This is a genomic window from Nonomuraea terrae, from assembly GCF_044465245.1.
Lineage (GTDB): Bacteria > Actinomycetota > Actinomycetes > Streptosporangiales > Streptosporangiaceae > Nonomuraea > Nonomuraea terrae.
In genome coordinates, this window is sequence record NZ_JBITLL010000004.1 from 258,203 (window position 1) to 271,322 (window position 13,120).

The 13,120-nt window shown below is 68.9% G+C and carries 16 protein-coding genes and 2 pseudogenes; 9 read left to right on the forward strand and 9 right to left on the reverse strand.

All coding sequences use genetic code 11. From position 1 onward, the window contains the following. Positions 1-312: 312 nt before the first annotated feature. The 6 genes from ACIBP6_RS19415 to ACIBP6_RS19440 form a co-directional block, all read right to left on the reverse strand. A complete protein-coding gene (locus ACIBP6_RS19415; RefSeq protein WP_397053884.1) occupies positions 313-954 on the reverse strand; it encodes a response regulator in 642 nt (213 codons plus the stop codon). Next, complete coding sequence (locus tag ACIBP6_RS19420) at positions 951-2,216, reverse strand: sensor histidine kinase (RefSeq protein WP_397053886.1); 1,266 nt, start codon at positions 2,214-2,216, stop codon at positions 951-953. The genes ACIBP6_RS19415 and ACIBP6_RS19420 overlap by 4 nt, the downstream gene beginning before the upstream one ends. Positions 2,217-2,224: 8 nt before the next feature. Then, complete coding sequence (locus ACIBP6_RS19425; protein WP_397053888.1) at positions 2,225-3,238, reverse strand: hypothetical protein; 1,014 nt, start codon at positions 3,236-3,238, stop codon at positions 2,225-2,227. Positions 3,239-3,532: 294 nt separating this feature from the next. After that, complete coding sequence (locus ACIBP6_RS19430) at positions 3,533-3,979, reverse strand: hypothetical protein (protein ID WP_397053890.1); 447 nt, start codon at positions 3,977-3,979, stop codon at positions 3,533-3,535. A gap of 596 nt (positions 3,980-4,575) precedes the next feature. Beyond that, the gene (locus ACIBP6_RS19435; protein WP_397053892.1) at positions 4,576-4,812 is read right to left on the reverse strand and encodes a hypothetical protein; all 237 of its coding nucleotides are present in this window, start codon (positions 4,810-4,812) and stop codon (positions 4,576-4,578) included. A gap of 254 nt (positions 4,813-5,066) precedes the next feature. Beyond that, positions 5,067-5,792: a TetR/AcrR family transcriptional regulator gene (locus tag ACIBP6_RS19440; protein ID WP_397053894.1), complete on the reverse strand. Its 726-nt coding sequence runs from the start codon at positions 5,790-5,792 to the stop codon at positions 5,067-5,069. 82 nt (positions 5,793-5,874) lie between these two features. Here ACIBP6_RS19440 and ACIBP6_RS19445 point away from each other — a divergent pair, with 82 nt between their 5' ends. The 5 genes from ACIBP6_RS19445 to ACIBP6_RS19465 all read left to right on the forward strand — a co-directional run bounded on the left by ACIBP6_RS19445 (position 5,875) and on the right by ACIBP6_RS19465 (position 7,452). Next, positions 5,875-6,198 (forward strand): SDR family NAD(P)-dependent oxidoreductase, encoded by a 324-nt coding sequence (locus tag ACIBP6_RS19445; RefSeq protein WP_397053896.1) that lies wholly within the window; start codon positions 5,875-5,877, stop codon positions 6,196-6,198. Beyond that, a complete protein-coding gene (locus ACIBP6_RS19450; protein ID WP_397053898.1) occupies positions 6,195-6,476 on the forward strand; it encodes an SDR family NAD(P)-dependent oxidoreductase in 282 nt (93 codons plus the stop codon). The genes ACIBP6_RS19445 and ACIBP6_RS19450 overlap by 4 nt, the downstream gene beginning before the upstream one ends. Beyond that, positions 6,473-6,646 (forward strand): SDR family oxidoreductase, encoded by a 174-nt coding sequence (locus ACIBP6_RS19455; protein ID WP_397053900.1) that lies wholly within the window; start codon positions 6,473-6,475, stop codon positions 6,644-6,646. The genes ACIBP6_RS19450 and ACIBP6_RS19455 overlap by 4 nt, the downstream gene beginning before the upstream one ends. Before the next feature lie 30 nt (positions 6,647-6,676). Next, positions 6,677-7,045 carry a VOC family protein gene (locus tag ACIBP6_RS19460; RefSeq protein WP_397053902.1) on the forward strand — a complete coding sequence of 123 codons (369 nt, stop codon included), beginning with the start codon at positions 6,677-6,679 and terminating at the stop codon, positions 7,043-7,045. 179 nt (positions 7,046-7,224) lie between these two features. Further along, complete coding sequence (locus ACIBP6_RS19465; RefSeq protein ID WP_397053904.1) at positions 7,225-7,452, forward strand: recombinase family protein; 228 nt, start codon at positions 7,225-7,227, stop codon at positions 7,450-7,452. Between the two features lie 87 nt (positions 7,453-7,539). Here the strand turns inward: ACIBP6_RS19465 and ACIBP6_RS19470 are convergent, their stop codons facing one another. Both ACIBP6_RS19470 and ACIBP6_RS19475 read right to left on the reverse strand, forming a co-directional pair. After that, positions 7,540-7,701, reverse strand: a complete 162-nt coding sequence (locus tag ACIBP6_RS19470; protein WP_397055367.1) for a helix-turn-helix domain-containing protein — start codon at positions 7,699-7,701, stop codon at positions 7,540-7,542. Positions 7,702-7,773: 72 nt separating this feature from the next. Beyond that, positions 7,774-8,120: pseudogene (locus ACIBP6_RS19475) on the reverse strand (recombinase family protein); the annotation flags it as partial. A gap of 388 nt (positions 8,121-8,508) precedes the next feature. On the opposite strand from ACIBP6_RS19475, the gene ACIBP6_RS19480 reads away from it, so the two are divergent. After that, entirely contained in the window at positions 8,509-9,357 is an 849-nt protein-coding gene (locus ACIBP6_RS19480) for an oxidoreductase (RefSeq protein WP_397053906.1), read from the forward strand. Beyond that, complete coding sequence (locus ACIBP6_RS19485) at positions 9,357-9,971, forward strand: TetR/AcrR family transcriptional regulator (protein ID WP_397053908.1); 615 nt, start codon at positions 9,357-9,359, stop codon at positions 9,969-9,971. The genes ACIBP6_RS19480 and ACIBP6_RS19485 overlap by 1 nt, the downstream gene beginning before the upstream one ends. Positions 9,972-10,001: 30 nt before the next feature. On the opposite strand, the pseudogene ACIBP6_RS19490 reads toward ACIBP6_RS19485, so the two are convergent. Then, positions 10,002-10,502: pseudogene (locus ACIBP6_RS19490) on the reverse strand (helix-turn-helix domain-containing protein); the annotation flags it as partial. A gap of 312 nt (positions 10,503-10,814) precedes the next feature. Between ACIBP6_RS19490 and ACIBP6_RS19495 the strand changes: the two are divergent. Then, on the forward strand, positions 10,815-11,624 hold the full coding sequence (locus ACIBP6_RS19495) for an alpha/beta fold hydrolase (protein ID WP_397053910.1): 810 nt from the start codon (positions 10,815-10,817) through the stop codon (positions 11,622-11,624). A gap of 113 nt (positions 11,625-11,737) precedes the next feature. Further along, entirely contained in the window at positions 11,738-13,111 is a 1,374-nt protein-coding gene (locus ACIBP6_RS19500) for an FAD-binding oxidoreductase (protein WP_397053912.1), read from the forward strand. Positions 13,112-13,120 lie beyond the last annotated feature (9 nt).

Below are 13,120 nucleotides of genomic sequence, written 5' to 3' on the forward strand. Positions count from 1 at the left end.
ACGGTCACCTGCTGCCAGTCCGACCGCTCGTCGCCGCACCAGAACGCGAGTGAACAGCCGGCCCGCATGGGCTCACGACGCCTCGCACTACCTGCTCATCCCGCAGGCCGTGCTGGACGCCCGAGAACACAAAACAGCTCGTCGCTTGCGGGGCACCTCAAACCGCGCTCCTGCGGCGGCGGGTCGTTGATCCGTTCGTCCGTTGTGCCTCGGACTGACCGCGGATGCTTCCAGCCGCAGCCGTCCGGTTGCGTCCACGAGTGCGGTGTACGAGTCAGGAAACCGGCTTCGGGCGGCGGCGATGATGATCAACTAACGCTCGCCCGGAGTGACAACGCCGGATTCGTATGCCAGGACCACCGCCTGGACCCGGTCGCGCAGCCCGAGCTTCGTCAGGATGCGCCCCACGTGGGTCTTGACCGTGGTCTCCGACAAGAACAGCTTGACCCCGATCTCGGCGTTGGACGCGCCTCGGGCCAGGCCGAGGAAGACTTCACGCTCACGCTCCGTGAGCACCTTGAGCACGGCGTCCGGGTCGGTGTCGGCCTTCGCCACGAGCCGCCCGATGAGCCGCCGGGTCGTGGCGGGCGCGATGATCGAGTCACCCCGGTGCACGTGCCGGATCGCAGCGATGATCTCCTCTCCTGGCGCGTCCTTCAGCATGAACCCGCTCGCACCGGCGCGCAGCGCGGCCAGGGCGTGCTCGTCGAGGTCGAACGTGGTCAACACCAGCACCTTCGGAGGGTCGTCCAGGCGCTGGATCTCCCGGGTGGCGGTGACACCGTCCATTCGGGGCATACGGATGTCCATCACCACCACGTCGACGCGCCGCGACTCCAACGCCTTCAGGGCCGCCAGGCCGTCAGCGGCCTCGGCGACCACCTCCACGTCGGGCTGGGACCTGACGACCATGGTCAGGCCGTTGCGCAGCAGTTCCTGATCGTCGACGATCATGATCCTGATGATGGGAGACTCCTCGGCTCATAGGGCACGGTGGCCGACAGTTCGAAGCCGGCGCCGGGCCGTCTGCCGGCCGCCAGGGTGCCTCCCACCATGCTGAGACGTTCGCGCATCCCCGTCAGCCCGACGCCGGCCGCTTCGGCGGGCGGCCCGTCGCCGTCGTTCGTGATGGTGATGTGCAGTCCGTCCGGGCGCCACGCCAGCGTCATGTCGGCCGCGGCCGTTGCCCCGGCGTGCTTGATGACGTTGGTGAGCCCCTCTTGGATGACGCGGTAGGCGGTCAGGTCGACGGCGGGGCGCAGCGGTCGGGCGTCCCCGACCTCCTGTACGGCGACGCGTACGCCCGTATCGCGCACATGGTCGAGCAGGTCGGAGAGGTCGCCGAGGCCCGGTTGCGGAGCGGTGCCGCCGTCGGCGCGTAGCACTCCCAGGAGCCCGCGCATGTCCCGCAGGGCCTCGCGCCCGACCCCGGCGATGGTGGCGAACACATCCGCGCCGGGCGAGTCCGGATCCGACAGCCTGCCACCCTCCGCCTGGCTGACCATGACGGCGAGCGAGTGGGACACCACGTCGTGCATCTCGCGGCTGATGCGGTCGCGCTCCGCCCGCGCCGCCTCCTTCCGCTCCCGCGCACGGTCGGCCTCGGCGCGCTCGGCCTTCGCTCTTAGCTCGGACAGGAACAACACCCGCATCCGGCTGAGGCGGCCCAGCGACCAGAGGCACGCCGCCGCGGCGAGCAGGCCGACCGACAGCCCGATCCGCCACGCGACCAAATCGTAGGAGCCCGACGAGCCGCCCCACGAGGCCGGATTCCACAGACGCGCCAGTACCAGGACCACCCCGGTCAGGGCGACGGCCAGGCAGGCCAGGCTGGGCAGCAGGTCGAGCCGGCTGGACACCGTGTAGAGCAGCAGCCCGAAGACCAGCGTGCTCGGCAGCAGCACCGCCGGATAGTAGGCGTTGCCCGGGTCGTGCAGGGGCGGCAGCGCCACCACCAGCAGCATCGCTGCGGCGGCCAGTCCGTACGCCGCCAGCGGGCGCAGCCGACGCGGAACGACGCAACCATGCAGCACCAGCAGGCCAAGGCCCGCGAGCAGGCGGAGCGACAGGGGACTGTCCGAGGCCCGGAGCAGGCTCAACGAGACCAGGCCGAGCGGCAGGACGAGCAGGACGGCGAGCATGGCATCCGCGCTCATCTGATGCCGGTTGAGAAACGAGTCCACCGCGGCGCCGGCAGGGGACGGGGGCTCTCGCACGTCCACCATTATGGTCGGCGTGCGTGAGCGAGGTGCCGACGGCGGGAGAGGTACGCCAGCGCCGCCACCGCCAGGGCCACACCCCACAGCGGCCACAACATCTCCGGCAGCCAGGCGCCCAGTTCGTCGGCCGCCCCCGCCGGGCCGACCTGCTCGCCGGTGAGCTTCTTACGGACGTACATCAGTCCGGCGGAGGTGATGGGGAGGGAGACGGCCAGAGCGGAGTAGGCCGGCAATCGCGCTGGAATCGGCCGCCCGCGCAGGCCCGGCACCCAGCGCGGCCAGATCTCCCCCCACGGCCGGACCAAGCCGACGGTCAGGACCGCGCCGACGAGACCGAGCGTGCTGAGACCGGCGCCGATCGGGGTGATCTCGGCGATGTAGGCCAGGAACCGGTCGCTGATGCCGACGGGCACGCCCAGGAGCCAGCCGAAGCGGGTGACGGCGTAGACGACGGGGACGGCGACCGCTACAGCGGTCGCATACCGCCCGATTCGTAGCGCGCCGACGACGTTGCCGGGCCGCCCGTGCCCTCCGATCAGCGCTCGCGTCCCCAAGACCATCAGACTGACGCCGGCCGCCATCAGGATGAGCAGGTTGACGCTCGGCCACGTCAGCATGGTCACGATCATCGAGAACTCGACCTGGCCCGCGAGCGCGGCGGCCAGCATCACCGGCAGGTAGCCCGCGGTCATCATGATGCGCACGTCGGGCAGGAGCACCGCCAGGCCGACGCCGGCCACGACGGCCACGACGGCGGGGGCCCGGTTGAGCGGGCCTCTGGCGGCGAGCACGGCGACGACGCCGGCCACCAGCGCCGACATCGCCAGCACGCCCCCGCCGGCCGCCGCCGGAAGAGGGTCGAGCAGGGTGTTGCCGACGCCCGCACGGCCGGCGTCGAACGGATATCCGGGCCCTCCGAAAGACCAGAGCAGGCCGAGGGCCAGATAACTCACCGACCAGACGCGGATGATCAGGACCGGTACGTTCGTACGGCGGTTTCCTGGAGGAGAGGTGTTCACCCGGCCTAATCTGCCGCCGCGGCGGTGCCCCGCGCATCGTCACCGGGTATCGGCCGGCTCCTCCGGAGGTCGCGACGGCGTCGTCCCAGAGGAGGAGTTCTCAGCAGCTGTGAGCTCGGGATGACGCCCGACCGGCCGGGGCTCCCGCCGCTGGTTGAACGGCGTGCCGCGCGCCGGTGCCGCTTCAAAACTCATCGCGTCGAGCTTGAGCGTCAGCTGACCCGCACGGACGACATCATCGGCAGGGACAAAGTCCGTGAACGACCAGAAGCCCAGTTCTCGGCGCCGGCCGGGTCAGTCGCGTCTGCTGCGCCAGCGGGAGGTGCGGAACCCGTCGGAGCGCTGCAGGAGAAAGGCCAGCCTGGCCGCCGTCTCGCGTACGCCGTCGTCGTGCCGGTGCCGCTTGCCAGGGGCGAGGCGGGAGCGCAGGTCGAGCATGTGGGCCAACTGCCCGGCGACCTCCGAGAGCAACTGGTAGCGGATCGCGAAGGAGTGCAGGTCGCCGTGCACGTCGTCGACCAGGTCGTCCTCGTCCACGTGCTTCAGCAGCGGCCTGAGCTTGATGAGCAGTTGGGCGTCCATGCCGGCCACGGGCGTCCTGCGGCGGGCGTCGTCGGCCGGCACGGCGACCAGGGCGCGAATCCGCGCGAACGCCAGCGCCCGCTCGGCATCCGGAGTGGAAGGATGTTCGGCGAGATCCAGCAGGCGCCGCAGGGTCTCCTGCGTTTTGTCGTCGAACATGACGACAAGTCTATTCACCCCAGCCCAGGCGTCCTTCCGAGACCGGAGCGAATGACGCGTACTGCCGATGGTCAAGACGTACGGCTGCTCCGTGGTTGCTCACCCGTATGCGACACAGCACGACACGTCTAGGAACGGCCCGACACGACAGCGTGGGAGGATCCCGTTCTCAGCAGCACAAACTAACACTCGGCAGCACTGAGCAACGTTAATCGAACCGACTCATAATCCGTGGGTCGTGGGTTCAAGTCCCACCCGCCCTACTAGGTGACCTGGGGTTTTCCCGATCGCCACGCGCCCGGAGCCGTCGATCCGCCCTATGGGAGACCGAGGGGTGACCGCCAGTCCCGGACACCTGCTCCACGACGACCGCACACGGCACCAACGACACGCTCGCTTCCCCCGCCGCGTGAGCCACGTCCGGGAGCACCGTCGCGTAAAGGTCCGATGTTATGGCGAGGCTGGAGTGACGCAGCATCGCCGACGTCACCTTCATGTCGTTGCCGGCGGCGAGCGAAAGCGTCGCCGCCCCGTGCCGCAGGTCGTGCAGCCGGATCGGCGGCAGACCGGCCGCGAAGGTGAGCCGCTGAAAGTGCTCACTCACCCAGTCCGGTTTCAGGGGGCCCGCCATCCTCCTGAGTGAAGATGCGTCCGCTGTCGGCCCAACCCTCGCCCCAGGCAAGCTTCTCCTGCTTCTGCCGCACAGCGTGGGCCCGCAGCGCGGCGACCGTGCTCCTGTCGAGCGCGATCGACGCGTCACTGGCCTCTGTCTTCGGATCGCCTTCCTCGACTTGCTTACCGACGTGCACCAGTTGCTTGGCGACATGCAGCACGCCCTCGTCCAGATCGGCGTCGATCCATCTGATCCCGCATGCCTCGCCCCGGCGCAGACCGCGGTACGGCCATGACATCTACGCCCGCGCGGCTGCCGACCCGGCCTTCAGCGACCACGTGGCCTGGTTCGGCCAGCAGATACGCCAGGAGCTGGACAAGGTGCGACCGGTCAACCCAGGGATGGCTGTGACCCTGGACCACTCGAAGGGGAAGGCCGGTGCGCGTGAGACAGCACCGGCGAGACACGAAAGGTTCAACCCTCGTCCTCATCATCGGCAGAGCGTCGCCCCCCGGCCGCTGGCGCCCTGCGCCCGCTGCGTGTTCCGGACGCTCCGGAGCTGGACGAGGACGACGACGGGGAGCAGGCAGGAGTGACGCACCGAGCGCGCACGTCCTGCGGCTCAGCTCGCGCGGGTGCCCCGTGGCGCAGGCCGTCGAGGAGGAGGGTGGTGATCTGTCGGGCCTCCTCCAGCCATCCCTCGGTCACGCGCAGGGCGCAGATGCCGCCGAGGGCCCGCAGCAGGGTGGGGCCGGTGACGTCGCCGCGGACGGCGCCGGCCGCGCTGCCGGCGTCGAGCAGTCGGGAGAGAGCGTCGCCCATGCGGGTGCGGGCGTCGTCGAAGACCGGTGAGTCCGTCGCCATGATGCTCTGCAGCGCGACGGACATTCCCTTGCCCACGGCGGCGTGGTCCACGAGCAGCAGCAGGAAGCGCCGCAGAGCCTCCTCCGGGGCGTGCTCGTCCAGCAGGTCGCCGTGCGCGGCGCACAAATCGTCGACCTCCTTGCGGTAGACCTCCTCGATCAGCGCCTCGCGGGTCTCGAAGTGGCGGTAGAGCGTGCCGACGGCGACGCCTGCGCGGCGGGCGATGTCCTCCACGTGCGCGTCGGTGTCGCCGTCGAGGAGCGCCTGGCGAGCGGCGGCCAGGAGCGCGTCGCGGTTGCGTCGCGCGTCGGCGCGCAGCGGGCGTGGTGCAGGCAAGGGAACCTCCATAAGGTGAGTCCGGTTCCGCTTACGTGTATCGTTTCCGGAGTCCGGTTCATCTTACGGAGGAGTTTTCCCCATGCCGAACACCGACGAGGGCCTGGAGGGTGTGAGGGTGCTGGTCACCGGCGGCAGCCGGGGGTTGGGCGCGGCGACCGTGCGTCGCTTCGTCGCCGCGGGCGCGACTGTGCTGACGGCTTCTCGCAGCCAACCGCAGCGGGACGACAATGCCGCCTTCGTCGCGGCGGACCTCTCCTCGGAGGAGGGCGTGGCGGAACTCGGCCGCCAGGTCGTCGACCGGGTGGACGGAGTGGACGTGCTCGTGAACAACGCTGGCGCCGCGAGCGCGCCGGCACCGACTCTGGGCCGGTCGGACGCGTCTTGGCGGGCGGACCTGAGATGAACCTCCTCAGCGCCGTGCGTCCGGACCGGGCCCTGGTGCCGGGGATGGTCGAGCAAGGCTCCGGCGTCGTCGTGCACGTCTCCTCGATCGCCAGCCAACTGCCCCAGCGCACCGAGGCGTCCTACGCCGCCGCCAAGGCCCCGCTGAACACCTACAGCCGCGAACTGGCAACCGAGGTCGGCGAGCACGGGGTGCGCGTGGTCTGGGTCCTTCCCGGCTTCGTCGTCACCGACGGCACCACCGCCCACCTCCCCACATGGCCGATAAGCAGGGCGTGACCACCCAGGAGGTCACGCGGCAGATCGTGGACCACCTGAACGTTCCCAAGAGCCGGCCCGGCGATCCCGAGGACGTCGCCGAGATGATCGCCTTCCTCGCCTCCGGCCGTGCGAAATGGCTCACCGGAGCACAGTTCCGTGTCGACGGCGGCATCATCCCCACCGTCTGAGCGCCAACCACGAAGATCAGGATTGTCGCCATGTCCATCACCTTGAGTTCCGTAATCATCGACGCCGCCGACATCGAGGCCGAAAGCGCCTTCTGGCACCGACTCCTCGGCGGTTCGATCACCCGCACGCCGACTCATCACTTCATCGAGGCCCCCGGCCTCCCGGTGGTCGTAGTCCAGGCCGCACCCGAACACGTCGCCCCGAGCTGGCCGGACGGTGCCTCCCAGCAGATGCACCTGGACTTCGGCGTCGGGGACCTCGCGGCCGCCGATCGCACGGCCACCGACGCCGGCGCCACTCGACTGCGCCCCACCGACGAGGTCACCCCGGAAACCCGCACCGGCAGCCGCGTCTACGCCAGCCCGGCCGGACACCCCTTCTGTCTGCGCGCCACCTGAAATCACCACCCCTCGCCGCCTGTCGGCAAAGGATCGAATGATGACAGGCAGTCGGCGCGCTGAAGGAACCCGCGCAATCCGGGGGTCCGCGACGGGCCGAATCCAACAGATTCGATGGTGATTGCTGACAGGGTTTGACGACAGACAGGGTCCGATCCTCCGTACGGAAGGGGCCCTCGGTGGCGGACCTGGTCTACGAGCGGGTCTCGACCGACCAGCAGTCGACCGCCCGGCAGAACCTCGTCCTCGACGAGGCCGGGATCGAGGACCCGGTCGTCTTCGAGGAGGACGGCGGCACCTCCAGCCGCCTCCACCCCCTCCAGCGCCCGAAGTTCCGCGCACTCCTCGACTACGCCCGGCCGGGCGACACCGTCCACATCTCCGAGATCTTCCGCCTCCGGGGTTGAGAAACCGGCGGACAGCCGTTATCGATGAGAACGATCTTGCTAGGGCTCCGAAGGACAGCAGCGGGACGCGGGTGGGATAGCTGCTGGTCAGCGTCCTGCGAGAGCTACGTAGGCGGTGGAGGGGCCAATTTTGAGGGTGCGGGCAGCCTCGGTGATTGAGACACCCTCGTCGACCAGGCGGCGCAGTGTGGCCAGTTCGGCAGGGCCGATGACGCGCGGCCGGCCGGTCTTCTTCTTGCCGGGCAGCATGGCACCGGTGGCCTCGCGGCGCTTGGCGGCGGCGATTCCCTCGGCCTGGCGCTCGGCGCGCAGCTCCAACTCATACTCCGCGGCCGCAGCCAGAACCGCGAACATGAACCGGCCCTCCTTGGTGCCCAGATCAAAGTTCTCCGTCAGCGACATCACCGTGACGCCGCGGTCGTGCAGTTCGTCGACCGTGGTCAGCGCGTATCCCGCTGAGCGGCCCCACCGGTCGGACTTCCAGCACTTCAGCGTGTCGCCCGCCTTGGGCAGCGCCAGGAGCGCCTCCATGCCGGCCGCGCGACACCGCGCTTGCCCGACTCCTTTTCCGTGACCAGTTCGTCGTAGCCGCTGGCCACCAGGGCGTCAAGCTGGAGCTGTGGGTTCTGGTCACGCGTCGAAACTCGTGCGTACCTCCAGACGGTCATCTGCCACCCTCGCGGTGGGTCCAGAAAGGTCTACCTTTCTGGATTGCGACCAGGCGCGATACCGCCCAGAAACCTCTGTTAAGAAAGTGTGCGTCGCGGAGTCCTCCCGTATCTACGTCATGAGCCGTTCGCGCATGCCCCCTCCGCCGGCACCCCGGCCACGCCAGCGGCTTGAGCGTTACCGCCATGGCTAGGCTCCTCCTCCCCACCATCGAGTGGTTACGTAGCTGCGTACCTCTGGCCTCTGCTCTTGCTCAGGAAGATTGTCGGCGGTCGACGAAGCCGTAAGGCGTCGTCAGAATCTACACGATGAAGACAAAAATCGACGTTGTGTAGAATTTGAGCCATGGGAGCAGTTCAGCCCCGTCCAGTTCTCTCTGGAGGAGCGATGCAGAAGCAGAAGTGGCTCATCACCGGCGTCAGTACGGGCCTTGGGCGTGCCTTCGCCCAAGCCGCCTTGGCCGCCGGGCACACGGTCGTCGGAACGGTCCGCGCCGAGGAGGACCTGCGGGCCTTCGAAGGACACGAACCCGGGTACGCTCACGGCCGCATCCTGGACGTGACGGACGGCGACGCCGTCCAGAGTGTGATAGCGGAGGTCGAGCGGAGCGTCGGCCCTTTGGACGTCGTCGTCGCCAACGCCGGTTACGGTCTGGAGGGCACTTTCGAGGAAACCCCGCTGGCCGAGGTGCGGCGGCAGTTCGAGGTCAACGTCTTCGGGGCGGTGGCCACCTTGCAGGCCGCACTGCCCCACATGCGCCGGCGCCGCCGCGGACACCTGATGGCCGTCACCTCCATGGGCGGGCTCATGGCCGTGCCTGGCATGTCCGCCTACTGCGGCAGCAAGTTCGCCCTGGAAGGCATCCTCGAGGCACTGGGCAAGGAGGTCGCGCAGTTCGGGATCCACGTGACGGCGATCGAGCCCGGCTCCTTCCGTACCGACTGGGCCGGACGGTCCATGACGCGCGCCGCGCGGACCATCGACGACTACGACGAGCTGTTCGATCCCATCCGTGAAGCACGGCAGAAGGCGAGCGGGAACCAGTTGGGCAATCCGGCCAAGGCCGGGGAGGCCGTCGTGCACATCGCGTCGGTCGACCGGCCGCCGGCCCATCTCGTGCTGGGTTCCGACGCGCTGCGACTGATCACCGCCGCGCGCACGGCCGTGGACGAGGACATCCGCGCATGGGAGACGCTCTCCCGTACGACCGACTTCCCCGAGGGGGCTCAGCTCTGATGCGCGACCGCCATCCCGCGAGAGGCCGGCGTACCACCGAACGCAAGGGCGATCTCCGGGAGCGGGCCATTCTGGACACCTGCGAAGCCCTGCTGGCGCAGAAGGGCTACGACGCCATGACCGTCGGCGACATCGCCGAGGGCGCCGGCATCACACGCGGCGCCCTGTACTTCTACTTCGGCTCCAAGCAAGAAGTGGCCACGGCACTCGTAGCCCGGACCGTCGCGCACCTGTGGGAGCGGTCACGGGCGACCGCGGAGGCCGACGATCCGCGCCAGGCCATCGCGGCGGCCATGCGGCGCACGGTCGAGCTGTGGAACGAGCACGGCCTGGTCATGCGCACGGCGATCGACCTGTCGTTGACCGTGCCGGAGATCGGCGAGCTGTGGAGCCATACAGCTGACTTGTTCATCAAGGCCATCACCGCCGTCCTGGAACGAGCCGGTGTTCCGGCCGGCACCGAACCAGACCAGGCATCAGCGATGGCACGCGCCCTGTGCTGGATGATCGAGCGGTCCTTCTACCATGCCTCGCAGGAGTCCCGCGAGACGTTGCAACAGGCGGCTTCGGCCTGCGAACACATCTGGCTGATCAGCGCCGGCCTGACCACCTGACGCTCATCACAAGATCAGCGACAGAGCCGGTCAACGTGTAGGTGCGTTGATGGCGTCTTCAGGCCCCGCCGGTCCGATGCCGTCAGTGGCGGTTCCGCGCAGGAAGGTCTCGCAGATCAGCGCCGGGTCGAACAGGCAGCCGCGGCCATGGCGCCGTCGCACATCATCACGAAGTGGTGGGCTGCGGGCTCGGCGCCTGTCTCGCGGATCTTGGCCAGCAGTTCCGTGACGGTTTCGAGGAACCATCGGCGGTGGGCGAGCCGCGGAAACCAGGGGCCGGCATGCCTTGGGTGATGGATTCGGCGACGGCCTGAACTTTGCCGATAGCTGACGGGCCGCTCGCCTGGGCGGCGCCGACCTGCCCGCGGACCTCTTCGTCGGCTTGGTTTCGTCGGCTTGGTCGAGGTAGGCGAGGAGAAGGTCTTCCTTGCCCGTGAAGTGGCGGTAGAGCGTGGCCCGGGTCACCTTCGCCTCAGCGGTGATCCGGTCGCTGCCGACGGAGTGGATGCCTTCTGCGTAGAAAATCCTGGTCGCCGTGCTGAGCGGCCGTGCTCGCGCTTCGGAGGCGCTGCCGCCTTCTGGGTCGGGCTCATGCCGTTAGGCCGGCAACAAACGAGGTAGAACGTTCTGTCTTGACAGCTCGTTGGGCATGCCCAATGATAAGACCGAACGTTCTCCTTGGGCAGGCCGAGACATGCCGCAGGAACGTTGCAGCCGCTTTGTCGAGCCGGGCCGATCACCAGGGGGCGGGACTCACGAGCGAGACGACGGCGTCCAGGCCCACGCTGGACAGCGTTCAGACCTCTACACCTTGAAGCCACCATTGAACCGAAAGGCCACAGCATGCGAATGCGCATCCCCGGTCGTGTTGCGCTCGCCGCCGGCACCCTTGCTCTGTTCGGTGCCACCACCGCTCCGGGTGTGGCGATGGCGACCAGTGAAGGATCTTCTTCCGCTGCTGTTTCCCGGAAGCCGACCGTCGTCATCGTCCATGGAGCGTGGGCGGATTCCTCCAGCTGGTCGTCGGTGATGGAGCGACTGCGCAAGGACGGCTATCCGGTGCGCGCCATCGCCAATCCCCTGCAGGGGCTCACCAGCGACACGGCCTACGTTCGCAGCTACCTGTCCACGATCGACGGCCCCATGGTGCTGGTCGGCCACTCCTACGGGGGTGCCGTGATCACCAACTCCGCCGCTTCGGATCCCGATGTCAAAGCCCTGGTTTACATCGCCGGTTTCATCCCGGCGAAGGGTGAGACGGTGGGCGATCTGGCTGCCAGGTCCGCACTGGCCATCCCGCTGATCTCGACCGCCGTCCCGGACGGTGCGGAGGTGTCCATCGATCCGGACCACTTCCGGGAAGTCTTCGCCGGCGACGTCGACAAGACCACAGCCGCCAATCTGGCAGCGGCCCAGCGCCCCGCCAACACCAAAGCGGTCTCGGACGCCGGCGTGGAGGAAGCGTTCCGCACCATTCCTTCCTGGAGCCTGATCACCCGCCAGGACCACGCTATCGCTCCCGACGTCCAGCGCTTCATGTCCAAGCGGGCCGGTGCGCGCACCGAGGAAGTCAATGCCTCCCACGCTGTGATGATCAGCCGTCCCGACACGGTCACGCGCGTGATCGAGGACGCTGCCCGCAGCACCCGGTGAAACGCATCCGTGCCTGACCACCTCGCCTGCCGATGCCGCAGCGGGCTGCCGGCAGTGGCCGACGAGGGGCAGTCGCTCACACGTTCTGTCAAGATCCTCAAGATAGAGGTGCCATGTCCACGACGACACACCGACAACTCGGTCGTCTGACCGACACCCTGCGGCAGACCATCCGCGCGGGACGAGTGGCCACCAGCGGGCCGGACTACGACGCCGGCCGAACCATCTGGAACGGCGCCGTGTCCGCCCGCCCCGGCGTCGTCGTTCGCTGCGCCGACCCGGCCGAGGCCCGGGCTGCCGTGCTGGCCGCGCGGGAATCCGGGGTACCCCTTGCAGTGCGCGGCGGCGGCCACGACTGGGCCGGAAGGTCACTGAGCGACGGCGGCCTGACCATTGATCTTTCCGGCCTGCGCCGGGTGACGGTGGACCCGGTGGCAGCGGTCGCCGAGGTATCCGGTGGGGCCACTGCCGCCGATCTCGTCCGCGCCACCCAGCCCTTTGGCCTGACCGCCGCGACCGGCTCCGCCGGCTCCGTGGGTATGGCGGGCCTGACACTCGGCGGCGGCTACGGACCGCTCAGCGGTCGCTTCGGACTCGCCCTGGACAATCTGTTGTCCGCTGACGTGGTGCTCGCCGACGGCTCCGTCGTCACTGCCGAGGCCGAACGGGAGCCGGACCTGTTCTGGGCACTGCGCGGCGGCGGCGGGAACTTCGGTCTCGTCACCTCGATGCGCGTGCGTCTGCACGCCGTGCCGACGCTGCTGGCCGGCATGGTGCTGTTCCCGTGGGACCAGGCCGGGACCGTACTGGCCGGGTTGTCGGACGTCCTGGCTGAAAACGCGGACGAGTTGACCGTGCAGTTCGGCGTCCTGTCCGGCCCCGACGGCAAGCCCGTGGTGTTTCTCTCGCCGACCTGGAGCGGCGACGACGCCGCGGCGGGAGAACGCGCGCTGGCCCGGCTCGACACCCTCGGCACGCCGCTCATCTCCCGGATCGCCCCCACCACCATGCCCGAGATGCTCGCGGCCATCGACGCGCAGTTCCCCTTCGGCCGGCACGTCGAGATCCGCCCTCGTTCGGTACGGTCACTGACGTCGGGAGTGCGTGACATGCTGAGCCTCGCGGGCTCCACCCTGACCTCACCTCATTCAGCCGTATCCGTGCACAGCCTGCACGGAGCCGCAGCACGAGTACCCGTGACGGACACGGCATTCGGCAACCGCGACCCGCACCTCATGATCGAGATCATCGCCCTCTGGGAACCTGGCGACACCCGTGCAGCGGACCACCGCGCCTGGGCCGCCGACCTGATCAGCGCCCTCGAGCCCGACGCGCTGCCGGGCGGCTACCCCAACCTGATCGGGAATGACGAGGTCGCACAGATCGCACACGCCTACGGTCCGAACACCGAGCGGCTGCTCACCCTGAAACGCCGCTTCGATCCGGACGACGTCTTTCGTGCGACCCCCCTGCCGGCCAAGTCCTGATCCCGGGGA

What these genes read in the sequence shown, in the direction of transcription:
- ACIBP6_RS19415 (WP_397053884.1), bottom strand. Translation starts at nt 954, where the DNA reads ATGATCGTCGACGATCAGGAACTGCTGCGCAACGGCCTGACCATGGTC.
- ACIBP6_RS19430 (WP_397053890.1), bottom strand. Translation starts at nt 3,979, where the DNA reads ATGTTCGACGACAAAACGCAGGAGACCCTGCGGCGCCTGCTGGATCTC.
- ACIBP6_RS19445 (WP_397053896.1), top strand. Translation starts at nt 5,875, where the DNA reads ATGCCGAACACCGACGAGGGCCTGGAGGGTGTGAGGGTGCTGGTCACC.
- ACIBP6_RS19450 (WP_397053898.1), top strand. Translation starts at nt 6,195, where the DNA reads ATGAACCTCCTCAGCGCCGTGCGTCCGGACCGGGCCCTGGTGCCGGGG.
- ACIBP6_RS19460 (WP_397053902.1), top strand. Translation starts at nt 6,677, where the DNA reads ATGTCCATCACCTTGAGTTCCGTAATCATCGACGCCGCCGACATCGAG.
- ACIBP6_RS19470 (WP_397055367.1), bottom strand. Translation starts at nt 7,701, where the DNA reads ATGCTGCCCGGCAAGAAGAAGACCGGCCGGCCGCGCGTCATCGGCCCT.
- ACIBP6_RS19480 (WP_397053906.1), top strand. Translation starts at nt 8,509, where the DNA reads ATGCAGAAGCAGAAGTGGCTCATCACCGGCGTCAGTACGGGCCTTGGG.
- ACIBP6_RS19485 (WP_397053908.1), top strand. Translation starts at nt 9,357, where the DNA reads ATGCGCGACCGCCATCCCGCGAGAGGCCGGCGTACCACCGAACGCAAG.
- ACIBP6_RS19495 (WP_397053910.1), top strand. Translation starts at nt 10,815, where the DNA reads ATGCGAATGCGCATCCCCGGTCGTGTTGCGCTCGCCGCCGGCACCCTT.
- ACIBP6_RS19500 (WP_397053912.1), top strand. Translation starts at nt 11,738, where the DNA reads ATGTCCACGACGACACACCGACAACTCGGTCGTCTGACCGACACCCTG.